This is a genomic window from Alkalibacterium sp. s-m-28 (assembly GCF_054658175.1).
Genome location: NZ_BAAGIQ010000025.1, coordinates 1 through 25,403 on the forward strand (window position 1 = coordinate 1; position 25,403 = coordinate 25,403).

Genomic DNA, 25,403 nt, shown 5'->3' on the forward strand with positions numbered 1-25,403 from the left:
CAGATGCATGGGACAGTTCGAATTGTTCAGGGTGCACCCATCCTTCTTTCATATGACAGACCTTTAAGTGCAGTTTGATTCCCGACTTAGTCGGGCGAAACGTGCCCCAGGGATACCGTGTTTTATTCAGTGAAAAAGTGGACGAATCAATTAAAAACACGCGTTCTTTTGATTGCACCGCTGTTTTTTCATGAACCAACGACAGTAATTGCGTAAAAATATCCATCAATACAGAGGGTTCCATCTTTCGCAGGGCACGGGATAATTGAGAATAGCTAATGGACTCAATATCAATCACTTTTTTTAAGTTTGGGTTGACCAACTGTTGATCCAAATGCCGTAGGCTATCGGTTTCATCATTAATCGCATAGAGAAAGAGTTTCAGAACTTTCTTAAATGTTAACTTTTTTGAATAGCGATTAAACTGACTGATAGTCTGTCGAGACGATTCACTTAATGTTTCTAAAGAAATGTAGGAAAACCATTTATTTATGGTCATTTTTGTTTTATACTTATCCATGTTGTAAGTCCTTTGTTTTGGTCTTGGATAAGTCATCCAACCCCATTATAAAGGACTTTTTTATATCATGAAACAGTTAAATTTTTAATGCAACACTAGTGGTGAAAAATCAAATTCATGTTTTTCTAGCAGTGTATGCCAAGATTGGTATATTTCTTTATGAATCTCCTCATCAGTTTTATTTGCTCTTTTTTCGGGAATTCCCCACGTGTTATTATCTATATATTGTTTGCGGGGCATTATTTCTTCATTTTTTTCAGTAAGAATATACCTAATTGTACTGCTTTCTTTATATTGTTTTACTAGTTCTAAAGTAGTACTTAGTATTCGATCTTTTTTCTCTTGAGAAAAATCTTGATAGTGTGATTGTAGATACTGGTAGAAATCTGTATCTATGTTAGACAATAGAGAGGTCTTTAAAGTACTATCTTTTTCAATTAAGCCTTCTAGTTCCTCTATTGTTGAATTTGAAGGTTGTTCATACAAGAAATATTCCTCTTTATTTTTTGTAAACGGATATGGATAACCCTTAGAATCTTTTCTCTGCATATCGTATAAAAGAGTATGGAGAAGTTTTTCTGGAGACCAATCAATAACTTTCTTATCTTCACCCTCTAGTTGCTTGGCAAATTCAAATGAAGAGTCATTTACTAAGATGTTGTAATAATTTGGATAGAACAGATAAACATAGATAACTAATAGTTGTTGAGTGGGTTGCACACGGTCAAGTTTTCTGCGAATAAAAAATTCATGATTTACATAATCGTTAAACTGCTCACGTTCACGTAAGTTCCGCTGTTCTCCTATTATCATTTTCTGGAATTTATCAGGAATAGGGGTCTTTAATTTAATTTTTAACTCACTGAAGTATTCCTTCCAAATATTGTTTGGATGTAAGTTATAAGGCAGTTCAATTTTCTGATTAATAATTTTTTGAAGAAACTTACTATTATTTCTTGCTAGTTGATTGTAATCACCTACGAAAACAATAGGAATCTTATTCTCAAGAAGGTTAAACAGCACATATATTTGCTCCTGTGTTTTTAAATCGATTCTATCAAAATCGTCTATAATTAATAATCTTTTCTTAAATGGAAAAATTTTGAGTATCTGAATATAAAATGCATCAGATTTCACTTTGAAGAAACTGCATACTGCAACAAAAAGAGCAATCCCACCAGTGATTTGTGCTCCCAGTGTATCAGTAATTTGAGATATACCTAAATCCACAACACCAGTCATCAAGATTGAAATAATAACTGATAATACTGTAACTATTTTTAATCCCCAGTATATTTTTGGCATTAATTTAGCAGAGGCAATTGTGACAACTGTTCGTTCATCTTGGACTCTCCATAAATCTAAAAAAGTAAACCATTTTTTTGAATACTGTCTTGTGTCACTTAAAAATTCAGTTTTTCCTGACCCCCATTGCCCATTAAGAAAATATGTTTTATTTTTTTCTAACAGTTCAGCAAAATCTTTTGCTGCTGTTTCTGTATTAACCTTTGTAAGTTCTAGAAATTTTTCCTGTGACTCTTTAGTTTGTTCAATCAATTAAAATATGCTCCTTTCAAAAGTATTCAGTTATTTTATTTACGACGTACAGCTTTTATATTAAGTCGTGATCTTTTTAATTTAGCACCTTTAATATTTTGCTATTTGATTTTATTTAACTGAAAGAACTTCGTCTAATAATGTCCTTGTAGTTTCAATCGCTTCATCAAAACTGGTATCTTTTGCATAGCTATGCTGCTTTTGATATTTAGACCAAAGCTGTTTTTGAAAATCAGAAGTCTTGATTTCGTCAAGAATTAGGCCATAATCCGAAAATTCAAATACTGATTGGCGTTTAGCTTTAGTATTTTCTAGTGCCTGCTTTAGTGTAGGCATGTCAATTCGTTCAGCTTTTAGTCTTGATAAGATGTAAACGTCATAGGAATCACGAGGTCTGGTTGTAGCAATCCCTCGAGATAGTATTGTTTCTAACTTTTCAGCAAGGATCGTTTCAACTGGATAGGATAACAGATCAATTCTTTCATCACTGAATATTTTGCGGAAATTAAAATTAACCTCTTTTGGTGTGATCACATCACCAGTAGTTACATCAATAATCACGACTTCATGGATTTTTTCAAAGTCAGCTATCAACTTTAGTCTATACCCAGGATAATCATCTGTTTCTCTGATTTCTTCTACACCTTCAAAAGTCAGTGTGAAGGATTCCTCTGTTGAAACGCTCACGATTACTTTTGCAATTGATGCAAGATTTTCAGGTGTAAGCCCAAATCCTTTGATGGTTATATCTAAGTCCATCGTAGCTCTCAAATCAAGGCCTACGATACCTCCAATCAAATAGCCACCTTTAACAATGAAGTTATCTCTGTAGTCTGATTTAGCCAGTTTCGTAAAAAAACTTCAATCAGATAACTTTGCTGAATCTGCTGAGTTGTAATACCTTTATCCTTAGCAACTTGTTTAATCTTACCTTTAAAGCTCATCGCATTTTTGAAAATCATAGCAATACTCCCATATAATTTCTTATTTGTTTCTCTACACCAAACTGTCTAGCATAGCGAAATAGTTTATTGACATCTTTTTTATCATAAGCTGCATACTGTTTTAATGCTGGAATAAGCTGCTCATAATCTGCCTCATATCGCGGTTTCAATAAATCTACTAATGTTCTCTCTATACTATAAACCCTGATCGTTAGACCATTTCTAACTATGGTAGTTCTCCCTAGTAAAAAATCATTAGATATCATTACTGGTCTTACACCTTCATTTTTAATTCTTGTTGTTGAGTTCCCGTGTTCAAATGTCATTGTAATCTGGATTGGAGTCCTATCGGAAAATCCTAATAGATACAAAGCTGTTTCGTGAGAAAAAATACCGTTTTTGAATTTTTGCCCAAGCAAGAAAAAGTCATCAGCGTATCCATTTTTCGTTACATATATGCCACGTTGAATAGGCTCAAGTAGCCCATCACAAACAAGGCTTTTTATGGTTGACCTTGAAAAGCCTTGTTCTGTTACTTGTTTTGACAGTAAAATACCATTATTTTCATCTGCAAGTTTCAATAATTTATCTTTTTGACTCATTTAAATTACCAACTTTCATGCTACATAGTCTTAATAATTGTAGCGTATTTGTTCAGTAAAATCAATCATACAGCAAACAAAAATACTACAAATATAAGCGTTATGTATTATTTTTATTTAATTTATATTTTTCGATATAGTAAAAAAGAAGGTAGTTTCAACTTTGTAAGGATCACACTACTCTAAACGCTACCTTGGTCCTATATTAAACAAACAATTTCATCTCAACTGCGGTAATGTTTTCAAATAATTGTCAAATTAACATATTACTGGACTCTTGAGCAGTTTTAGCCAAGGCAAATATTCCAAAATATTTACCATTTAGTTGTAGTAAATATTTTTGAGATACTTTGGTTTTAATAGATTAAACTTGCGTAAAACCATTCTATAAACAAACGCTTACTAATATATTTTTTGAATGCAAGACACACATTTTTTATTTATTATATATGTATTCGTATATGCGAAGTCCTACGTGATTTTCCGTTTCCGGAAATAAAAAATAGAAATCATTTTATCAGTATATAAGATAAAAGAACGAAGTTGAAAATTTGAAACATTGGTTTAATAGGTTTTTTAGTACAAGATAGAGATACAAAACACGAAAAATATGGTAAGGATAAGGTAGGGTGTTCAATGTGATAGAAATGATCCAAGTAAAAAAATAGCACATTCGCATTTTGGCAAATAAAGTAATTCATCAAAATGAGAACGTGCTTTAATTAAAACTGGTATACCCATAGTGGTGTTATGTATGAATGCCATTTATACTTATTTTTCCAATTAGTCGCGGGGACAATTTGAGGACGTTTATATAAAATTCTATGATGTTTCATGACAATCTTAAATTCATAAACCTTGATTTTAAGCTATTTGACACCTTTTGATAGCCTATGATAATGCTAAAACGACGAGCCGTATCACAAGTTATTTCCCGAACTATACCAGTCAGAAGTTTTATACACACTTCCTGATTGAATATTGCGTGTAGCATTATAAGCCCCCTAAGTGAATTATAGAGCCGGTGAGTGTGGGACATGGAGAGATTCAATGCGGATAACTGAACTATTCAAAAAAAGTGTCCACAAAAAAAGTCCAGATAATTTTGAAAAGTATTTTCTTTCGTTTCAATAGCTATATTTAAGGAATAAACCTATACTATGGTTATGCCTAAAAATGTGCTAATTAGATTACGGGGAAGATACTTTTTTTGATTTATGGAGAGACTTTGATAAAAAGCGGCAGTAAATAACTAAATACCGTTAAAAAACGCAGTTAGGTATAATGACAACATTAAGTTTAGTTTTTAAATAATTGGCCAAAGAAAGAAGAATGTGTAATGGCTACAAATAATCAATCGCAAGCTAGCAAACTAATCACTATTTTAATACCTGCTTATAATGAACAGGATGTACTTGGTCAGCTGATCAGTCGTTTAGAAGACGTTCGAGTGTCAAATGTCCTCTATGATTTTGAATTTTTGTTTGTGAATGATGGCAGTGATGACGAGACTATTCAACTATTACAAAAGTATAGTGAACGTACTCCTTATATCAGATACATAGATTTATCGAGAAATTTTGGTAAGGAAATTGCTATGCTTGCTGGATTTGATTATGCAAAAGGAGAGGCTGTTGTGATACTTGATGCGGATTTGCAGCAGCCACCTGAACTCATTGGTGAAATGATAGAGTGGTGGGAAAAAGGATACGAAGACATTTATGCGGTTCGAGCCAAACGAGATGGCGAAAGCCGTTTAAAGAAATGGACGTCAAACGCTTATTTCAATGTGCTGCAGAAAATATCAAGTGAAGAGGTATATCCTCTTGCTGGAGATTTCCGCTTGCTTGATAGAAAGTGTGTGAAAGCATTACAGGAACTGAGAGAAACAGAACGCTACACCAAAGGGATGTATGGATGGATTGGGTTCAAAAAAAAAGGAACTGACCTATTATGCGGATAGTCGCGCTGCAGGAGAAACTAAATGGAGCTGGGCACAATTATTCAAGCTGGCGCTGAATGGCATTACGTCGTACAGTACGGCACCTTTAAGAATATGGTCTTATATTGGATTCATTATCTCTTTATTTGCCTTTCTTTTTCTGGCATATGAAATAGGCGTGACGCTTTTATTCGGAACGGATGTCAGTGGGTATCCGACTTTGATCGCCTCAATTTTATTTCTGGGAGGAATCCAGCTGATTTCTTTAGGCTTCATCGGTGAATATCTGGGCCGGGTGTTTGTAGAAACTAAGGGAAGACCGCCTTATTTTGTTAGAGAGATGTCAAATCATGAAAAAGAAAGTTAAAGGGTACTTTTCAATGAGTAGAATAAAAACGGTGTACTTAAATTATCAGGAAATAATTGATTACATTCTATTTGGCCTGCTGACAACTGCAGTGAATATAGGGGCCTTCTTTTTATTTGATACCGTATTAGGTATTTCATATCTCATAGCCAATGCTATTTCAATTATCGCTGCGATCCTGTTTGCATTTTTTACAAATAAAAAATATGTTTTCAAATATAGATCAACTACAGTTAAAGCAGCCTTTAAGGCATTCTATTTATTTGTAGGGTTAAGACTGATTTCTGGTGTATTTGATATGCTAAGCATGTGGATACTTGTTGATTTTATGGGCATGGGAACGAATCTGTCTAAAATCCTGACGCAGTTCATTATCGTCAGTTTAAATTATATATTTAGTAAGCTTTATATTTTCAAACGAAAAGAGTGACTGAGATGTTTATTGACAAAGAGTTTCTAAATAAACCCATTACAAAGCAAACATTTATGACTTATTCACTAGTCTTTTGTCTAACTTGTCTGGTGGTTTATAGTGTTTATTTTTTATCTGGAGGGTCTTTCATATGGCAAAGTGACGGGTTTACGCAACACTTTCAGTTGTTTGACGAATATGTAAACATCATTCAGGGGGTACTGAGAGGGAATGGGTTTCCACAGTGGGACTGGTCGATTGGTGCCGGTGCGGATACGATCACGGCATACGGCTATTACGCTATAGGGGATCCCTTTGTTTATTTAGGCGTGCTTTTCCCGGAAAGTTTACGAGAGTTTTCTTTTCATTTACTGATATTTGTTCGAATGTGGTGTGTTGGACTAAGTTATCTAACCTTTGTCAGAAAATTTAAAGCCTCCCATGGTGCGGGTTTGATGGGGGCGTTTATGTATACATTCAGCTTTTTTGTTATTTATAATGCAAAACGGCATCCCTTTTTTATTTTACCATTGATCTGGTATCCGCTTCTTTGTCTGGGTGTCGAGAAAATTTTAAGAAAAGAGTCCGGGTTACTGTTTAGTGTGATGGTAGCAATCAGTGCCATTGCTAACTTTTATTTCTTTTACAAATTAACTGTCTTGTTTTTCATATATGGCATAGTCCGGTACGGTATGCTTTATAAGTTTGGAAATGTGAAGCAGTTAGCCATTTCTTTTGGACGTTGTTTAGTGCACTATATAATTGGTGTCTTATTAAGTGCAGTAATCTTTTTACCGATGATCGACGGGTTTTTAAATGCATCAAGAGGGACGGATGGACCCGCAATCAATCTGCTTGTTTATCATTTAAGTTATTATACTGCACTCATTCATAACTTGTTCGTTCCTGAATCCTATTTATGGACTGTTGGTGGTCTTTCGATCTTTGCGTTGTTTTCTGTCATCTTTTTATGGAAAACGAAACAGGAAAAGACAGTTTCAGGCACGATGCTTTTAATTTTGGGATTATTTCTGATGTTCCCATTTTTTGGATCATTCATGAACGGGATGTCCGGACCGTATAATCGTTTTAGTTTTGCTATTCCTTTCTTTTTGTCCTTTGCCAGTGGACAATTTCTGGAAGAACGGAACACATTACAAGTTAAAGAGCTACAATTAATCAAGTATGGGTTGATCGTTTTTTCTTTGATCTATGCAATTTCAGCCTTTACACATAATATGTATATATACTATGTTATTCCAATGGCGCTAGGCTGGCTCATGTGGTTCTTGCTTGCTTATGAGTCAAAAACAGACTTAAAGGCAGAAACGATTAACTGGATTTCCGTTGCTTTAGTGAGCTTAGTCTTATTGAACATGGCAACGAACGCAATGAGTCTGTACTTTCCATATGGAAGACATTCGATAGCTGATACCATTGAATTAAATACATCAATGGATCGTTATGAAAATTTATTTGGGGGCATGCAAGGTTTTTTACCCGAAGAAGAGGTATACCGAGTAGGGGTCACATCACAAGATAATCACACACGCAATCAATTCATCTATCATGATTTGATGGGATTAAGTACTTACCTTTCAATTACAAATGGCTATCTAGCTGAGTTCGCCGAAGAAATGGAACTGGCTTCTTATCAGATTATTCAACCCCTTCGAAACGGGATGGATGATCGACGCATAGCCAATCATTTGCTCAACATTGAATACATCCTAACTGAAGAAGTGAATGAAGCTTACCTTCCGCAAGGGTACGAAGTGATCCATCGATCAACTGAGGATCCGGCATTTATTGTTTCTCAAACAGAAGCCAGTTTCCCGTTTGCTTACGCGGAAGACAGCATGATCCTGCGAGACGATTTTTCTGATTTAAATCCAATCGAAAAAGAAGGGGTCCTAACGCAGGCAGTAGTCTTAGAAACTAGTGAAGGAATTCAAGTGGAAAGCATAGAGAATATTCCACAAGTTGAAACCGTGGCTCATCAAATCGACTACAGCGACCTTGCACTACAGCTAGTGGAAGAACATACAGAAGAACATACAATAGAGGTTAAAGAGAGTGGCGCTCGTTTAAGTGTTTCTCTTGAGAACGCAAATGAATTTGCAGGACATGAGTTGTTTATTCATTTAGAAGGATTGAATTATGAACCTGTAGACACACCTTTTTACATGCCGACTGATACAAGCTATAATATCCGCTTTATGTATGAAGGACGAAGCAAAAAGTTTCGTCAGTCGGACAAGTATTCCTTCAGTACGTACTTTCATAGAGAAAATATGTTTGTCAACCTTGGCCATACGGATACAGGAACAGATGAACTGTTTATTCAATTTCAAGATACAGGACACTACCAGATTGATAAAGTGACGGTCTATGCCTTACCCGTAGATGAACTGACTGATAGAGAACTAGCTGATGAAAAACGAGCAAATGCATTAGATATCTCAGTCTTTGAAAATGAACGTATCGAAGGAACGATTCAAAGAGAAGACCCAGGGATCCTTGTTACAACGATCCCATATGAAAAAGGATGGACTGTAGCCGTTAATGGTGAGGAGAGAGAACTGGTTCAAGCTAATATCGGATTTATTGGCCTGCCTTTAGACTCCGGAAGTTCAGAAATCATTTTTTCCTATAAGAACCCTTATTTGAAAACGGGAAGTATATTGAGTTTGCTTGGCCTCTTATTGTTGGGAGTAGTTCAGGTCATATCTAAAAAGCGTTCAAACCATTGAATAGTTCACATAAAATCATTAATGAATTAAAGAGTGTGGGATGTTAGTATAAATATATTGAAATACTGGAGGTATCTAATATGAATGGAAACAGCAATGATATGACACCGATCCGACTTCATCTGGAACTGGTGACGGATTTTTTGTCAAGCGATGAGAAAGTGCTGTTGAAGCGGTACGGAGAGTCCAGCACAGGAGAGAGCATTACCAGAGACATCTTTATTCCCTCCGATATGACGCTCCATGCACTGCATTATGCAATCCAGAAATTATTTGGCTGGCAGAATTCACATCTCAGACGATTTTTTCTTCCCGAAGAGGTGTACGCTCAGCTGACAAACAATACGGTCAAAGGATGGTCTGATCTGGTGGGGAGTTTATTCCAGCCGCCGTCAGAAGCAGAGCATGATCTGTTCTGGGATGATGATTATAAATCAGGCAGTATAAATACATGGCTTCGAAAAAAATATACCGGACCATATGTGTTTAGAGGACATTACGAACAGTATAGAGTGGCAAGGCAGGATATTAAAGACTTGCTGAACCGGTTTGAAGACATGGAGATACGCGAATCCTTTAATGATTACTTGGAACGAAAAGAACAGGATCCCGATTCTGAACCGAAAATACTTCGCAGAGCCTCATTGATCGATATGACACTGGATGAAATGAATGCATCTCTCATGTTGGAAAGTGGAACAGAGAACTTGCTTGAAAAACTGCTGGTTTCTGATGTTCTGGCTTTCGAAGATGAAGAAATAAGGGGAGAAGGGTTTCCAGTGACCAGAGAATTGTTATACGAGTATGATTTTGGTGACGGATGGAGAGTTAACATAACAAAAAAAGGACACTATGATGATTTGCTGTCAGACTATCTGGTGAGTGCTGAAGAGTTGGAAGAAGCCAGTGAAACGGTGATCCTCAAACACAAACCAGTGTGTTTAACTAGAGACGGGCTCTCCGTAATGGATGATGTCGGTGGTTTAAGTGGATATGCACGATTTTTAGAAACGATTTATGAAGGTGATGACAAAGAAGAAGCGGCTGATTCACGCAGATGGGCAAAATATATGGGATGGAACCAAAAGAAATTGGCCCCTAAAAAGATACTGTAAAAAGGCAGTTTTTGACTCTTTAATACGACGTATTGTATAGATAAGGAAAGCTCGGCTACGCCTTCGCCATTTTTGGTGATAGTGCGTTGCCGATTTTTTCGTCTCTTTGTAATAATGGCAGCTTCAATACTTCTCTTATCAGGTGTTGTGTCTACCGAGAGTCAATCAGACCAGCTTTTTAAGCCTTTCGGAACAAGTTCAGGATTTTTTCTGCACTACTTGTCTCGAATAGATATTAATCGAGACAAGTAGTGCTAATTGCTGATCAAACTCGTTTAGATTACATATTAATCGAGACAAGTAGCGCTGATTTCTGATCAAACTCGTTTAGATTACATGTTAATCGAGACAAGTAGTGCTGATTTTTGATCAAACTCTTTTAGATTACATATTATTCGGAACAAGTAACCCTGATTTCTGATCAGACTCGTTCTGAATAGCTGAATTTCCTTAAGATCCATTCAGAAATGGTTTCCCATTATTAGTGTGCATCAATAAGGTTTTTGACTAGTCATTTCATTGTGACTATCTGTCTTTAAGTAGAAAGAAAACAGTGCAATAAAAGATATAAAATGTCGCTATTTTGAATTTGTGTTATCAGGTGTTGCGGAGTATACTTAATTTAAGGAGAGTGAATAGTATGTCTACTACAAAATTACGCAAACAAGGAAGTTCAATAGTGGTAACTATTCCTGCTGCAGAAGCCAAAAATCTTGATATGGACAGAGAGTATATTGTGAAAACGGATAAGCATGGAACTATTACGTTGATTCCGCAACTTGAAAATCCATTCAAAAATGCTGAAAAAGGTGAATTTTACGAAGAGGATGAATGGGCAGAAATGAAGCCTGTTGGAAAAGAAATATGGTAGACAAAAAATATATTCCAGAAAAAGGAGATGTCGTTTGGATTGATTTCGATCCTTCTACTGGAATCGAAATTCAAAAAAGAAGACCTGGCCTCGTTGTTTCTTCATATGAATTCAACCGGAGCACCAGATTTGCCGTGATATGCCCAATTACGTCTACGAAAAGAAATAATCCTACCCGATTCGAGTTATCCAGTACATCTAAAATTAAAGGCCAAGTAATCGTTCCGCAATTGAAATCACTTAACTATGTTGAGAGAAACGGTCAATTTATAGAAAAAATTGGATTTAATGAATTAGAGCAAATAAATCAGTTGATTTATTTCATATTTGAATAAGATAGAAGGTAAACTAGAATGATGGCCTATTTCTGATTCTTTAAAGCAAATCTCTCTAGTAACCCATTTGACGTGGTTCAAGTGTAACTGGGGAGCTACAGCTAGTTTAAGATATTATCTGGTCATTTCTTACATTTTTGGTGTGAATAAATAAATATCAAGTACATAGCTCACTAATAAATAGACCTGTGAAAAAAATATAGATAGATTATTCAGTAATTTAGAAATACTGGAAAACGAGTCCATCAGGATATAGAAGTAAAGTTGCTGACTAATTGTGCTGAATTTTGTAAATCAGTTCCACTTAAGGGCAGATAACGATATATAAGGGTGATCGGATGATAAATTTAAGACAGTTCGAAAAACAGATAAATCCAACCATTTTGAAACGTGGGAAGCAATATTATGAACAAGGATTGGTCGAGAAGATATATCAGACTGATTATGATTCATATGAAGCTGACATTTTTGGAACATATGTATACAATGTGAAAATAAAAATGAATAAACAGGAGGACATTTATTCGTCTTGTACTTGTCCATTTGACTTTGGCCCGATTTGCAAACATGAAGTTTCTGTTTTTTATAAATTGAGAGAACTTATGGAAAAAGGCAACTTAATTGAAGGGTCAAAAGAATTTCAACCCAATGATGCGTATACTCTTGAGGAATTATTAGACTCCTTGTCAAAGGAGGAACTAATCCGTTTTATCATGCAGAGAGCAGCGAATGATTCGAGTTTGGAGCATCATTTGCGGTTTAAATATGGTGAAAGATCTCCTGAAGATGAGTTAGCTGAAACTAAACGAGTACTGGAAGCTATAAATGAAAAATACTTTGATTATAAAGGGAATTTACATCAAGAAAGAAGTGCCGAGTATGCTTTAGAGATGGGGCAGGTACTTAATAAGGCGCTAAACGTTAAAGACCCTTTGATTTCCTGTGATATCGCTTGTCTAGTAATGAATGAACTGCTGGAATTACTCGAATACTTTGAAGATGACGACTGGACACTTGGAGAAATTGTGGATGACTGCATACAAATAGTGAAATCTATTGTTTCCAGTGAGTTAAGTCTTGAGGACAAAAAAGCAGTCTACAATAAAATCATCAATGAATTGGATCATAACGAAGTACCTGTTTGGGAGGATTTTCAAGAAGGGTTATTTGAAGTCTTGGACGATTTGGCAGAAGAGGATACCCTATATGAAAATTATGTAGAAGAGTTAATGGGTCGTATTAAACAAGGCAATACATGGTCAACAATGTATCACAATGAACGCTATCTGATTAAAGTCTTTCATTTGATTGAAAGAAGAGGAGATGCAGATGAACAGATGCTCTTCTTAGTGAACAATATTAAGTATGACAGTTTTAGAAAAAGGGTTATCGACAAATATTTTGATCAGAAAGATTATCTTCAAGTCATTCAATTGACCAAAGAAGGAGAGAATGAGCATAAATACTACAAAGGACAAGTAGCAATTTGGAAAGAGTTAAGGTATAAAGCCTACAAGTATGCGGAGATGCTAAATGAACAACTTACATTAGGGAAAGAACTCTTTTTATCTGGTGATTTTGACTACTACAATGAATTGAAAGAGTTGTATAAAGGTAATGAACAAGAACTTTATGAAGAACTCAAGGTGGAATTGAAAAAGAACTTTCAATTTACAGGCCATAATCAAACTTATCTGAGATTAATTAGAGAAGAACAAGACGTGGACGCCTTAGCTGAGGTAGTCACTAGCGATGTCAGGTATGTTCGGGAGTATGCTGAGTATTTACAAGGTACCCACAAAGAGTTGGTTATTAAAGCGTATAAATACCTTATTGAGCAAGAGGCTTCTATGGCTAATAATCGGTCAGGATACAGAGCAGTTGCTTCATTAATAAAAGAATATGGTAAAGTCACAGATGAAAAACTAGCTAACGAAGTGACTGGGCAAATACGGAAAAAGCATAGCCGAAGACCAGCCTTTATGGATGAGCTGAGTAAGGCGAAATTATAGAAAGTTAATGGAATTTGCGGATAATAAAGCATGGTTTGAATGGGGAAATTCAAACCATGCTTTATTTAAAGAGAAGAAGGAACGGAGAGTAAAATTTTTGGAATTATTTGAATCGTTTTTATCTTTTTTGTCGATCTTGAAAAGAAATAATCATGTTTTAAAATTACCTGAGAGGTATTAAGTAAAATATGAAAATATGGACCATATCCAAATATATTTAGATCTATAATAGACTATCACATTTAACAGAAGGAGACGACACTTGGAATACATAATAATCTGCAGTCTTATACTAACAGGAATAGTTCTTATTCCAGTATACATAAAATATAAGCAGTCCACTTATCGGGGTGCTAGTGGAAATAGTTTTATTAAGACAGTGTTTAATAAAGGCAATTATGGAGAATTTTTGATCTACTATAAACTTGAGAAAATGGATGGCAATCATAAATTACTGACGAATCTATACATACCTAAGCATGGCGGTGGAACAACGGAAATCGATCTGCTTATGGTTGCTGAAACGGGAACCTATGTATTTGAATCTAAAAACTACAGCGGATGGATTTACGGGAATGAAAACCGGAGAAACTGGACTCAGACATTTCCCAATAAAAAGAAGTTTAGCTTCTATAATCCTATCTGGCAGAATAATGCCCATATAAATGCTTTAAAAAGTGTAACGGGTATAGACAGAGAAGGGCTTTACCTTTCATATATTATTTTTAGTGAACGATGTACGCTCAAGAAAATAACGGTTCAATCTGATCACATTAAAGTTATAAAAAGAGACCGCCTGATTAAAAGTGTAAAAAAACAGGTCAAAAATTCTCAGAAAGTACTCTCGCAGGGAGAAATTGAGGCATATGCTAATAGCCTAGGCAAGTACGCCCTTTCTGATGCACAGACTAAGAAAGCTCATGTTGTTGCTATTAAAGCCAAACGATAATAAGACAATTATGTTCAAGTATAATCGACAATTGATTATATTTGAATAATAAACAAAAAGGAGTTAATAAAGATGTCTGAAGAAAAAGAGAGAATAAGACCCATACCTCTTCATCTGGAGCTTGTGAGCGACCATATGTCAGATGAAGAACAAGTCCTGCTTAAACGATACGGAGAATCGTCCACGGGGACCAGCATCAACCGTGATATCCTTATCCCAGCAGACCTGACCCTTCATGCGCTACACTATACTGTACAAAAACTCTTTGGCTGGCAGAATTCACATTTGAGGCGATTCTTACTGTCGGAGAATGACTATAAGAGAGTGACTGATGGAACAGTTAGAGGCTGGTCGGATCTTGTCGGCACATTATTCCAACCCCCTTCAGAAGGGGAACATGATCTTTTCTGGGATGATGATTATGACTCAGGCAATTTTAACTCCTGGTTACGGAAAAAATATACTGGACCATATGATTACCGAGGTCATTATGAACAGTACGAAGTGGCCAGACAGGATGTTGAGATGATGCTTGACCGATTTCCGGACCTTGAAATTCGTGAATCTTTTTCAGAATTTATGGACCGGAAAAATTCTGATTCTGAGTCTAAACCTGAAATTAGAGGGCGTTCACCGCTTATTAACATGACTATTGAAGAAATGAACAGATCTCTCTTTATGGAAACCGGAACAGAAGATTTATTGGAGAAGCTGCTTGTCGATGAACTCATTGGATATGAAGGTGAGCAGATCCTTGGAAGGGGCTTTCCAGTGGCAGATGAACTGTTTTATGAATATGATTTTGGAGATGGCTGGAGAGTGCGCATAACTAAACGTAAGTCTTGTGAAGAACTGCTCAGGAGTCATCTAGTCACTGTCCAGGAAATAGAGGAGGCCAATACGGAGGTTCTTCGTAAGCATAGACCGGTCTGTCTAGCTATTGATGGTCTATCTGTAATGGATGATGTGGGAGGTCTCAGCGGATTTGCCAGATTCCTTGGAGAAGTGCATCAAGGAGATAGCAGAGAAGAGTCTGCAGTTGCACGGAGATGGGCTAAAAGTATGGGCTGGAAAGATAAAAAAGTAAGGCCGAGTAAACTGTTATGATTAATTATAAAAACAAATAAGATGTAAGTGTGTGCTTCAACTCAAAGCTTTTTTAACTGAAAAGTTGGCAAATCCATAGATACAAAATATAAAAACTCCAGTGCATTTTAGCATTGGGTACTTAAATTAGATAATTAATGCACCACTCCAAGCCAATAATCATAACATTAAGGTTACCCAGGTCTTAATTCATAAATAATAACCGTGCTGATTTCGGAAACGAAGTCAGTACGGCTATTCATGTATTCCAACTATTTAAAAGAAATCATCTCGACTCAAGAATTCGTCTTTCCAGTCTTCCGTTTCAAACACATCATTTATATCAGCTACAATTTCTTTCCAGTCCGGATTAACTAAGTCGATTTCCCCTTCGATCAGTTCTCCTCTGCTGTCTTCTGGTGGAGCCTCATTTTTTGCTTTGATGCATGTTGGGTAGGTCAAGCTGGGGTCAGCTTCTAGAATACTTTCAAGGACTATATTATGTTCCCAGTTGTCTCCAAAATCATAAGTATAGAGGACACGGTCTTTTTCCTGCTTGATCCAGTCGGAAAGGCGTTCGTTTTTTTCATTACGAATCTTTAGATGGGGAAGGAACTGAGAAGTGAACGCTTCATCCACTGCGAACGGAAAACTGTTTTCCAGATCGCTCCCATTTGTATCGTCATCAGGACCAATACGAGTGACACTCATACGTTCACCGTATGAGCGCCTGACGTCAAATTCATGAAGATGGTAGCCCGCCCAGTCAAAAGCAGCCATTAAAATATAATGCAGGTCCTCAAATGTTGTGTCACTGTCTACTAATAATCGCCTCCAGACGGGCAGGCCAACATCCTTAAGTGTTACTTTTATCTGATAAATCATTTCATTTCATCCTTTCATAATTAGACAAGTATGGATCACATCAGCCGTATTTCTTTTGATGTTCCTTCTTACGTTTTAAATAGTCCTCATTTGCCATACTATCACCTCTCTTTAGAGCAATTATTATAACTTAAACAATACTGGATAATGACGGCACATTCAAGTTTCAAGCACCGGAGAATAAAACAGCTTATCCTTCATTAACAGAGGATAAGCTGTTCTGTTTTATAGCATAAACTTAGGATACTTTTTCATAATGTCATCGAGCAATGGATCACCTTCTTTAAGAACTGTGCGAAGCATCTCCAGAGCCTGGAAATAGGAAAAGAACATCAGACAGGAGAACAGGGTTGGTATTTTTTGAGAAAAGGTGTGCTGTAGCGAGCGTTTCTTTAAAATGTTCCAGGTCTGGTAATCATCGGACTCATCCTGGTATAGAGCCTGCCACCCCTTGACCATAGCCTCCTGAGCCTGGTAAATAATATGTCCATTAGTGACCATTTTATCCGTCTTTTTTACATCTAAATCAATCAATAGCTCGTGTTCATTTTTTATACTAAGTAAGGTCTGTTTGTCATGACTATAAATCTCACGCACATTGTGTATACCGATCCAGCTGGCGTGATTGTGCTTCGTTCCTTTGTCCGGAGCGAAACACATGGGACCTAAGACATAGGGACATTTCTGATTTATGCCAAAAGCTTTGCCTAAATGTTTAATCATTTCATAGTTTATGTTCATGGCATTGAACGACCGGTTTATTATCTGAGTTGTCGTTTCAACGGACTTGAGAGGTGACCCATAGAGATTAAAGACAATCGTGTTATAGGGTGTTCGTTCTTCATTGGACAAATCACAGATATAAAAGCATGTCCGGTCTATAGAAATATACTTCTGTTCAAGTGAAACATCCAGATAATTCATGATTTGAGAAGCGTCTATTTTGAGATGATCAAAATAAGTTCTACCTCTGTCTACCTTATTACTCGTGAAGAGGTACTGACTTGCCCGTTCTTTTAAAACATAATCTTCCAGCTGCCTGACGTACTTTTTATAAAGTTTATCCATGAACCGTTCCCTTCGGCACTTGTTAAAGCGCTATCATTTTTTTGTTAAAGTTCATAAATTCACATTGATTATAGCATAAGCTGGTTATATTCGGTAGATATTAATTATATTTTTTCCATTAGATTAATTTAATCCTGTCTGTCTATCTCCTTTTATGTCAGTTGAAATCAGAAAATTTAGTTAAGAATGTGATGAGGATTTAAACTGATTCACCTTGATTATGAAAGTCTTTAGACTGGAATAATAATAATTTTATTAATCGGGAGTCAGACTACAGGTTTCAGTCCTTTGAATGAGAATAGCTCTACCTATAAAGTAGGGGTTGTACAAGGCCTGGTACAAATAAAACTAGAGAATTCTCGTAGTAAAGGAAAATTGATGAGGACATTGAGAGAAGAAATGGCAGATGACTTTTTCTTTGTTCATACCAGTTTGGTTCATGGAGCATTGAAAAAGTGTGGAGTTTTAAGATCAAATCAGAATTATGATGATCTGGTTCAGATAGGTTTACTGACACTCGTTAAAGTGTACGAGCAATTTCCAGAGGATTTATGTGAAGAGGAATATTTTTATCAGTTCACAGGTTTTGCCTTTCAAAAAATCAAATGGGCGGTTATAGATGAGTTGAGAAAATATCAGCTGAAAAAAGAGCGGGAGGAGACTGTTTCAGAATTTTTTGACGATGAAGCAGAGTCGTCCAGGGACAAAAATGAAGACTGGATCGTCTGGCAGCTCTTTCCTTCTATGCTGGATTGTCTGGCACCGAATGAACAGATCTATTTGAATGAGACTGTCCTGAACCAGCTCTCCGTGACCGATATAGCGAGAAAGCATAAGGTCAGCCGCAAAACGGTCTACCAGTGGAAAAATCGAACGGCACTAAAACTGAGTCACTTTAAAGCAGTACTGATAAACTAATAGAGAGAAGGAAGAGACATGAGTAAAACAGTAATCATTGATGCAGGACATGGGGGAACCGATCCGGGGGCGAAGGGATTTGGAGTAAATGAAAAAGACTGGACACTTTCCATCAGTCTGTATCAGTATCGACGCTTGAAGGAGTGCGGGGTAGACGTCGCCCTGACCCGTCAGTCAGATGTATCCCTGAAACCGACGCAGCGTATAGCTAGGATCAAGAATCAGTATGATTTATGTGTATCTAATCACTGGAACGCCTTCAATAGTCAGGCACGAGGGGTCGAGACGATTCATTCGATTCATGCCAAAGCTGATTTTGCCAGAGCATTGGCTGAAAAGTTGGCTCATACCACTGGTCTGCCATTGAGGCGGGTATTCACTAGAGAAATTCGAAAAGGTGTCGATTATTATTATATGCACCGGTTGACTGGAAATACGGAAACAGTTATTGTAGAATACGGATTCATCGATAACCAGGTCGATCATCATTACTATTTGGATCAGGCTAAGTTTATATCGGCTGCAGAAGCAGTTGTCGAATGTATCTGTAAAAAAGTGGGCGTCCCATATCAGCCTCCTACAAAAAAGACTGCACATCATTTGCCAGATTATCCAGCTAATGACAAAGCTAAATCGCTCCCGGGTTTTAAAGGGTTTCGTTTGGAGAGTATTCACAACGGTGAACTTCGTTTCTACAACAAGCCCAGCTGGTCTGACGATGATGTATTTGGATTCATGAAAAAAGGACAGATGTTTACTGAAATCCTGGACAAGCTGAAAGTCGGATCAGGTGAGCAGTATAAAGTGAGAAATGCCAGAGGGCAAGTGTTTTATGTAACTGCCAGCCCGAAATTTGTCCGAATAGTGTGAGCATTAAGGCTAACGTAGAGAAGATAACTATTATCAAACTGAGAAGAGACGGTCTCCATGAATAAGGATCATAATAAAAGTAAGCAAGAGGCTACTTCAAGGGAGTGGATCAAGCTGCCATTCGTTATCATATGGTTGCTGTTGAATGCAGTGATTCTCCTGTTCAACTATGGAGCACATAAAAAGATTATCCCGAAAAAAGATCAGTTGGATAAAGAAGAGCACAGTCAGTCTTAGGAATCTGAAACTGGAAATTAACTAGCTTATGATTTGAATAAAGGAAAGTGACTATAACAGGCATCAGGGAGTGAAGAAGTCCTGCCGATGCCTGTTTGTCAGTCAATTTTTGAAATAGTAAAAAGTATCTAGAATCAAATGCGTGACATAATTGTCTAGTTTTACATTATACGATTGACTACAAAATAAACTTAGGGTATGCTAAAAAAACGTAACCGTTACGCTTTACATACAAAGGAGTTATCTTTATGAATAGAAACAAACCACTTGTAGTCTCACTGCTGGTAGGGCTCATAATTCTGGTAAGCGTGATCGCTGTCCTCTGGAACAGAACCTCACCTGGATTCCCCGATCCGGATGAAGGGGCAGAGCAGGAACAGGAACAGCCGGCTGAACCGGATACTGATGAAGAACCGGAAGATACAGACCAAGAAGAACCGGCAGGGGAAGAACCCGAAGAACAGGTTGTCACGCGTTATGAGGAAAGCATGTTTGACCTTCCTGTGACAGGAGCGGGTGGGTTCACTTCAGTAAATACCCACTTGCGCGAAACGGCCTCAGAAGATGCCGAATCCTTGACAATTTTACCTGCGGGCACGCCGTTTTATATTATTGAGGAGCAAGGTAACTGGTGGCACGTACAAACTGAAGATCAGGAAGGCTGGCTGTCTAATCAGCTGGCGTTCATCAACTTGCCGGATGTGCTTCCTTCAGCCATCTACGATAATCCGAATACCTACGGGTCGATTTTCCGTTCTTCATACACCGATATACCCGGAATTACAGGAGAAGTACTATATGAGGGGTATGGAATGAATGAGCGCCTGGATAGGGAAGAGTTCATCATGCCGATTATCTACAGTACAGCTCATAAAATTGCTGAGGCTCAGCAGGCTGCTTTAGAAAATAACGAAACGCTTGTCATCATGGAAGCATTCAGACCAAGCACAGCCCAAGTTCTGGTCAACGAACAATTATCGGAACTGGCTGAGCAGAACGAGGAAGTCATGCACGGTCTAACTGAAGCGCCATGGACAATGAACTGGTTCATCAACGAAGGGGTATCCAATCACCAAAGAGGTCTGGCAGTAGATCTGACCCTGGCTCGAGTGGAGTCGCTAGAGGAACGGATCATTGATCATTATATTGTTCCGCAAGTGACCGAATATGCCATATACGAAATGTATTCTCCAATATTTGAATTAAGTACGGCATCAGCTAAGCTGGAGCGACCAATTGCTGCCAGAGACCGGGTCGGCTGGCAGGACATTCCGTATATGAATCATGTCAACGAAGAGGCTATACGACTGGAAGCCTACATGTTTGAAGCTGATCTGATACCGATCGCTTCAGAGTGGTGGCACTTCAACGACATTGATGTACTTGAAGAATTTGAAGAAGAACTGGGAGATGGCAATTTCCACCTGGATACTGTCATCAACCGCCTTCCGAGTGATGTTGGCATAGTAGAATAGAAAAGTAATTAACTCCCAGCTGGAATTATCGGAATCAGCTGGGAGTTTTTGCCTGTTTTGAGTGTGGCTGGATTTCAGTGTCTTTAGGTGTAATGAACTTCATTATGATGCAGGTAAAGTCTAGTTCGTGCAAAAGAAAGTGGTCTGAACTACATCGGACGGCTGGCCGATTGAGTTTAGCACGATCAGGATGGCCCGAACTACATTCTGAGAGCACTAAAATGGAGTACAGAAGACTCGTTAAGCACTGAACTATACTGGGAGTGTTTCAATGATGTAAAATCTGGCCAGGCCAGATTGTCAGTTTAAGCTTTTAGGTTTGATCAACAGTAGCTAGTGAAGTTCAGCACGGATTTTGTGTATGAACTTCATTATGATGCAGGTAGAGTCTAGTTCGTGCGGAAGAAAGTAGTCTGAACTACATCGGACGGCTGGCCGGTTGAGTTTAGCACGATCAGGATGGCCCGAACTACATTCTGAGAGCACTAGAATGGAGTTCAGAAGGCTCATTGTGCGCTGAACTATACTGAGAGTGTTTCAATGATGTAAAATCTGGCCTGGCCAGATTGTCAGTTTAAGCTTTTAGGTTTGATCAACAGTAGCTAGTGAAGTTCAGCACGGATTTTGTGTATGAACTTCATTATGATGCAGGTAAAGTCTAGTTCGAGCGGAAGAAAGTAGTCTGAACTACATCGGACGGTTGGCCGATTGAGTTTAGTGCGATTATGATGGCCCGAACTCCATTCTGAGAGCACTAAAATGAAGTACAGAAGACTCATTGTGCGCTGAACTATACTGAGAGTGTTTCAATGATGTAAAATCTGGCCTGGCCAGATTGTCAGTTTAAGCTTTTAGGTTTGATCAACAGTAGCTAGTGAAGTTCAGCACGGATTTTGCGTATGAACTTCATTATGATGCAGGTAGAGTCTAGTTCGTGCGGAAGAAAGTAGTCTGAACTACATCGGACGGCTGGCCGGTTGAGTTTAGCACGATCAGGATGGCCCGAACTACATTCTGAGAGCACTAGAATAGAGTTCAGAAGACTCGTTGGGCGCTGAACTATACTGAGAGTGTTTCAATGATGTAAAATCTGGCCTGGCCAGATTGTCATGTGTTATTGAATGTCAAAAATTCCATATTCTAAACAATTGAAAAATTTGAGTAGTTGGTCTATAGTTTTTGTAAGCGATTTAAAAAAGGAGTGGAATTGGATAATGGTCAAGCGATTATTGAACTGTTATGCAAGTGATTTTCTCGAGATGAATAAGGAAGAGTTAAAGCAGTCGATCAAAGCAAGCGAAGGTCGCACTATTCTGTCTGAAAATATCGTCTCTACTGCGGCATCACCTGGACTAACCAATAGTGAGGTGGCCAGATCTGTCGGAGCAGACTTGATTCTTTTAAATGGCTTCGACTTGCTGGAGCCGAAAGTTAATGGGTTAGATAGCAAAGAAAATGATCCAGTGAGACGCCTGAAAGAACTTACAGGTCGTCCGATTGGGGTCAATATCGAACCCGTCGATCAGCAGGCAGTCATGAATGAAGATAAGCTGACGATTTCTAAAGGGAGACAGGCGTTCAAAGAGACATTCGAGGAAGCTGAGAATCTGGGATTCGATTTCATCTGTCTGACGGGTAATCCGGGAACAGGCGTAAGTAATAAAGAAATAAACAAAGCAATATCAGTAGCAAAAGAAGCGTTCAAAGGTCTGATTATCGCAGGGAAAATGCACGGTGCTGGAGTGAACGAAGCAGTGATCGATTTGGATGCGATCCGTTCCTTCATTGAGAGTGGAGCAGACATCATTCTTCTGCCAGCAATCGGAACAGTACCGGGAGTCACACCGGACGTCGTCTATGAAGCCGTTTGTTTATGCAAGTCTTCTGACGTACTGAGCATGTCGGCTATAGGTACAAGCCAGGAAACAGCGGATCCAAGCACAATCAAAGATATTGCTTTACAAAATAAAATAGGCGGTGTGGATATCCAGCATATTGGCGATGCCGGATATGGAGGAGTCGCACCTTATCTGAATATTCTGGAAATGTCCCGAGTGATTCGTGGAGACCGTCATACACTGGCGCGCATGGCCGGATCGAATGCGCGGTAATGATACTTGAGAAATGATTGGAAGTAACTATTAGTGAATATGGCGCATCTAATCGGTGATAACAATGTAAAAGGGGGACTTGAGTGATGACTAGATTGAGAAAACAGGAGAATTCAATCATATTAACTATTCCTGTATCCGAAGCTGAAAATCTTAATTCGAATACTGAGTATAGTGTCAAAATTGGTCAGTAAGGAACTATTTTACTTATTTCAAAATTAAAATTCATGTGTTGGCTCAGATATTGGACAAAGTTATGAGAAAGAGATGTGGGTTGAGGAGGATCTAAAGGGTAGAAAAGTTGAATAAGAGATACTATTATTTTATTTTATACTGATCTCTAAGCTGAAAAATGGTGGAGCGTGGCTCTGCCTTTTTTTTATCTAAAATACTCAGAAAAAAAGAAAATGAATTAAAGTATTTTAGTTAGTTATCTGTTTTTTCATCAATATTATATATAGATCGTTATTTAGGAGTGAAGAATATGATGTATAAAGACAGGTCTAAACCGATTGTGCTATTTGTTTTGGAAGCTTTACTTATAAGAGCAGATTTGAGTGATGAAGACAAGCAGTATGCTTATTCTCAGATGAAAGGGTATAAAGGGGAACTACACTTTGATAGTATTGTTGAAAAATATCTCCCAAATTATCTGATGATACCGGATCTCTTTTTGAAAAGTCAGGGTTCTACTTTTCAAATTGATATGAGTATCCTTACTGATCAGAAGATTTACATTTATGAAGTGAAAAATTACCAAGGTGAGCTTATGTATCGAGAAGGGAGGTTGACTTACTATTCAAGTGGGTTGGAGATATTAAATCCAGTGAGTCAAGTCCAGAGAGCAGCTATTCTGTTAAAAAATATGTTGAGAAAACATAATATTAATCTGGAAGTCGAACCATATGTCGTATTCATTAATCCCAACTGTACCATTTATCAGTCAATACCCGATAAAAGAATTTTACTCCCAAGTCTGCTGGATAGCCATTTTAAACTGATCGAAAAACAGTCCAATATAAAAACCAGAAAACTTTTAGAAATAGCCGAGAAGTTAACTAACCTAAATCTAAAGTCAAAGTCATACCTACTGACTGACTTGCCAGCTCATGACTTTTATCTGTTGAAAAAAGGGATATATTGCAGTAAATGTAATGAGTTTTTAAACAAAGTTTTGGGTCGGATGTGTGTCTGTAGGTTCTGTGGATTCAAAGAATCGGCAATCGATAATGCGATGCGACATACATTAGAATACCAGACACTTTTTCCTGACGAAACTTTAAAAACTGAAGTATTGTATACCTGGTGCGGCGAACTGCACTCAATGTATCGCCTGCGTAAGGTTCTAAAGAGTCTTAATGAAGAAAAATCTGGCGAGGCCAGATTATCATTATAGTCAGTTGATGCTGTGAGAAACGCAGGGTGTAGTTCAGACGGGATGTGAGCGCTGAACTGCATTATGAGCACTTCTGAGTCGAGTTCGTGATAAAAGAAGTGAGCTGAACTACACCGCAATATGCTATAGTCTAGTTGGCAGTACGATTGCAGAGGTGAACTTCATTCAAGAGACGTCAGAATGAAGTTAAAATCGCTGGACCCCAATAAACTACATCTAGAAGCTTTCAATGAAGAAAAATCTGGCGAGGCCAGATTATCATTATAGTCAGTTGATGCTGTGAGAAACGCAGGGTGTAGTTCAGACGGGATGTGAGCGCTGAACTGCATTATGAGCACTTCTGAGTCAAGTTCGTGATAAAAGAAGTGAGCTGAACTACACCGCAATATGCTATAGTCTAGTTGGCAGTACGATTGCAGAGGTGAACTTCATTCAAGAGACGTCAGAATGAAGTTCAAATCGCTGAACCCCAATGAACTACATCTAGAAGCTTCAGATGACGAAAAATCTGGCGAGGCCAGATTATCATTATCGCGTTTGAAGTAGGCATTCAACCTTTTGATGTCTACTTAATCAAGTGCTTTAACGTAATTCCGAAAGAAGTCTCCCACTTCTAAGCGTATGGGTGCGAAGCACCGGTGAAAGTGGGAGATGAATTTCGGTCAAGCGATAGCTTGAAGTGGTTAATCTGTCCTTTTTGTTGTATACTATATTCAGTGGTAACCAACAGAAAGGAAGTGGCATCAATGGAATTGGACAACAACAATCATTCAGTCTTATCGATGTATTACCACCTTGTCTTAGTTATAAAGTATCGAAGAAAAGTCATCACTCCCCCTGTTTCAGATTACGCCAAAGATATGTTTCTAAGAATGAGTACAAACTACAACATCACTCTCATCGAATGGAATGAAGATAGAGACCACATTCATATCCTGTTCAAAGCTCACCCTAACACAGAATTGTCCAAATTCATCA

General features: G+C 37.7%; 24 protein-coding genes. 17 read left to right on the forward strand and 7 right to left on the reverse strand.

From position 1 onward, the window contains the following. From ACYQ4S_RS05090 to ACYQ4S_RS05110, 5 genes are all read right to left on the reverse strand, one after another. Nucleotides 1-520: transposase (locus ACYQ4S_RS05090; RefSeq protein WP_459769788.1), on the reverse strand; the 520-nt coding region annotated here is incomplete at its 3' end. Between the two features lie 84 nt (nt 521-604). Next, nucleotides 605-2,077 carry a P-loop NTPase fold protein gene (locus ACYQ4S_RS05095; protein ID WP_459769790.1) on the reverse strand — a complete coding sequence of 491 codons (1,473 nt, stop codon included), beginning with the start codon at nt 2,075-2,077 and terminating at the stop codon, nt 605-607. Nucleotides 2,078-2,188: 111 nt separating this feature from the next. After that, nucleotides 2,189-2,875: a nucleotidyl transferase AbiEii/AbiGii toxin family protein gene (locus ACYQ4S_RS05100; RefSeq protein WP_346024761.1), complete on the reverse strand. Its 687-nt coding sequence runs from the start codon at nt 2,873-2,875 to the stop codon at nt 2,189-2,191. Further along, nucleotides 2,872-3,039: a hypothetical protein gene (locus tag ACYQ4S_RS05105; protein WP_346024760.1), complete on the reverse strand. Its 168-nt coding sequence runs from the start codon at nt 3,037-3,039 to the stop codon at nt 2,872-2,874. Before ACYQ4S_RS05105 ends, ACYQ4S_RS05100 begins: the two co-directional genes overlap by 4 nt. Further along, the gene (locus tag ACYQ4S_RS05110) at nt 3,036-3,623 is read right to left on the reverse strand and encodes a type IV toxin-antitoxin system AbiEi family antitoxin domain-containing protein (protein ID WP_346024759.1); all 588 of its coding nucleotides are present in this window, start codon (nt 3,621-3,623) and stop codon (nt 3,036-3,038) included. The genes ACYQ4S_RS05105 and ACYQ4S_RS05110 overlap by 4 nt, the downstream gene beginning before the upstream one ends. 1,339 nt (nt 3,624-4,962) lie before the next feature. On the opposite strand from ACYQ4S_RS05110, the gene ACYQ4S_RS05115 reads away from it, so the two are divergent. The 10 genes from ACYQ4S_RS05115 (at nt 4,963) to ACYQ4S_RS05160 (ending at nt 15,486) form a co-directional block, all read left to right on the forward strand. After that, nucleotides 4,963-5,586: a glycosyltransferase family 2 protein gene (locus tag ACYQ4S_RS05115; RefSeq protein WP_346024758.1), complete on the forward strand. Its 624-nt coding sequence runs from the start codon at nt 4,963-4,965 to the stop codon at nt 5,584-5,586. After that, the gene (locus ACYQ4S_RS05120; protein ID WP_346024757.1) at nt 5,546-5,932 is read left to right on the forward strand and encodes a hypothetical protein; all 387 of its coding nucleotides are present in this window, start codon (nt 5,546-5,548) and stop codon (nt 5,930-5,932) included. The genes ACYQ4S_RS05115 and ACYQ4S_RS05120 overlap by 41 nt, the downstream gene beginning before the upstream one ends. A gap of 13 nt (nt 5,933-5,945) precedes the next feature. Next, nucleotides 5,946-6,362, forward strand: a complete 417-nt coding sequence (locus ACYQ4S_RS05125) for a GtrA family protein (protein WP_459769793.1) — start codon at nt 5,946-5,948, stop codon at nt 6,360-6,362. A 5-nt stretch (nt 6,363-6,367) separates the two neighbouring features. After that, on the forward strand, nt 6,368-9,097 hold the full coding sequence (locus ACYQ4S_RS05130) for a YfhO family protein (RefSeq protein ID WP_459769795.1): 2,730 nt from the start codon (nt 6,368-6,370) through the stop codon (nt 9,095-9,097). An 80-nt stretch (nt 9,098-9,177) separates the two neighbouring features. Continuing rightward, nucleotides 9,178-10,212 (forward strand): IS1096 element passenger TnpR family protein, encoded by a 1,035-nt coding sequence (locus ACYQ4S_RS05135; RefSeq protein ID WP_346024754.1) that lies wholly within the window; start codon nt 9,178-9,180, stop codon nt 10,210-10,212. Nucleotides 10,213-10,852: 640 nt separating this feature from the next. Next, nucleotides 10,853-11,083: a type II toxin-antitoxin system PemI/MazE family antitoxin gene (gene mazE, locus ACYQ4S_RS05140; protein WP_346024753.1), complete on the forward strand. Its 231-nt coding sequence runs from the start codon at nt 10,853-10,855 to the stop codon at nt 11,081-11,083. Next, nucleotides 11,044-11,418 carry a type II toxin-antitoxin system PemK/MazF family toxin gene (locus tag ACYQ4S_RS05145; RefSeq protein ID WP_459769798.1) on the forward strand — a complete coding sequence of 125 codons (375 nt, stop codon included), beginning with the start codon at nt 11,044-11,046 and terminating at the stop codon, nt 11,416-11,418. The genes mazE and ACYQ4S_RS05145 overlap by 40 nt, the downstream gene beginning before the upstream one ends. Before the next feature lie 338 nt (nt 11,419-11,756). Then, nucleotides 11,757-13,430 (forward strand): SWIM zinc finger family protein, encoded by a 1,674-nt coding sequence (locus tag ACYQ4S_RS05150; protein WP_459769800.1) that lies wholly within the window; start codon nt 11,757-11,759, stop codon nt 13,428-13,430. Nucleotides 13,431-13,692: 262 nt separating this feature from the next. After that, nucleotides 13,693-14,379: a nuclease-related domain-containing protein gene (locus ACYQ4S_RS05155; RefSeq protein ID WP_459769802.1), complete on the forward strand. Its 687-nt coding sequence runs from the start codon at nt 13,693-13,695 to the stop codon at nt 14,377-14,379. 72 nt (nt 14,380-14,451) lie between these two features. Further along, nucleotides 14,452-15,486 (forward strand): IS1096 element passenger TnpR family protein, encoded by a 1,035-nt coding sequence (locus tag ACYQ4S_RS05160; protein WP_459769803.1) that lies wholly within the window; start codon nt 14,452-14,454, stop codon nt 15,484-15,486. Nucleotides 15,487-15,741: 255 nt separating this feature from the next. Here the strand turns inward: ACYQ4S_RS05160 and ACYQ4S_RS05165 are convergent, their stop codons facing one another. Next, nucleotides 15,742-16,350 carry a plasmid pRiA4b ORF-3 family protein gene (locus ACYQ4S_RS05165; protein ID WP_459769805.1) on the reverse strand — a complete coding sequence of 203 codons (609 nt, stop codon included), beginning with the start codon at nt 16,348-16,350 and terminating at the stop codon, nt 15,742-15,744. Nucleotides 16,351-16,575: 225 nt separating this feature from the next. Next, nucleotides 16,576-17,418: a competence protein ComK gene (locus tag ACYQ4S_RS05170; protein WP_459769807.1), complete on the reverse strand. Its 843-nt coding sequence runs from the start codon at nt 17,416-17,418 to the stop codon at nt 16,576-16,578. Nucleotides 17,419-17,796: 378 nt separating this feature from the next. On the opposite strand from ACYQ4S_RS05170, the gene ACYQ4S_RS05175 reads away from it, so the two are divergent. The 7 genes from ACYQ4S_RS05175 to tnpA all read left to right on the forward strand — a co-directional run. Then, nucleotides 17,797-18,336: a sigma-70 family RNA polymerase sigma factor gene (locus ACYQ4S_RS05175; protein WP_459769809.1), complete on the forward strand. Its 540-nt coding sequence runs from the start codon at nt 17,797-17,799 to the stop codon at nt 18,334-18,336. Nucleotides 18,337-18,354: 18 nt separating this feature from the next. Then, complete coding sequence (locus ACYQ4S_RS05180; protein ID WP_459769811.1) at nt 18,355-19,206, forward strand: N-acetylmuramoyl-L-alanine amidase family protein; 852 nt, start codon at nt 18,355-18,357, stop codon at nt 19,204-19,206. Nucleotides 19,207-19,263: 57 nt separating this feature from the next. After that, nucleotides 19,264-19,443 carry a hypothetical protein gene (locus ACYQ4S_RS05185; RefSeq protein WP_459769813.1) on the forward strand — a complete coding sequence of 60 codons (180 nt, stop codon included), beginning with the start codon at nt 19,264-19,266 and terminating at the stop codon, nt 19,441-19,443. A 248-nt stretch (nt 19,444-19,691) separates the two neighbouring features. After that, nucleotides 19,692-20,918 (forward strand): SH3 domain-containing protein, encoded by a 1,227-nt coding sequence (locus ACYQ4S_RS05190; protein ID WP_459769815.1) that lies wholly within the window; start codon nt 19,692-19,694, stop codon nt 20,916-20,918. A gap of 1,214 nt (nt 20,919-22,132) precedes the next feature. Next, the gene (locus ACYQ4S_RS05195) at nt 22,133-23,029 is read left to right on the forward strand and encodes a DUF7916 family protein (protein ID WP_459769817.1); all 897 of its coding nucleotides are present in this window, start codon (nt 22,133-22,135) and stop codon (nt 23,027-23,029) included. Between the two features lie 484 nt (nt 23,030-23,513). Beyond that, nucleotides 23,514-24,425 (forward strand): nuclease-related domain-containing protein, encoded by a 912-nt coding sequence (locus tag ACYQ4S_RS05200; RefSeq protein WP_346024860.1) that lies wholly within the window; start codon nt 23,514-23,516, stop codon nt 24,423-24,425. A gap of 746 nt (nt 24,426-25,171) precedes the next feature. Beyond that, nucleotides 25,172-25,403 (forward strand): IS200/IS605 family transposase (tnpA, locus tag ACYQ4S_RS05205; protein WP_459769819.1); only part of this gene is annotated, 232 nt, incomplete at its 3' end.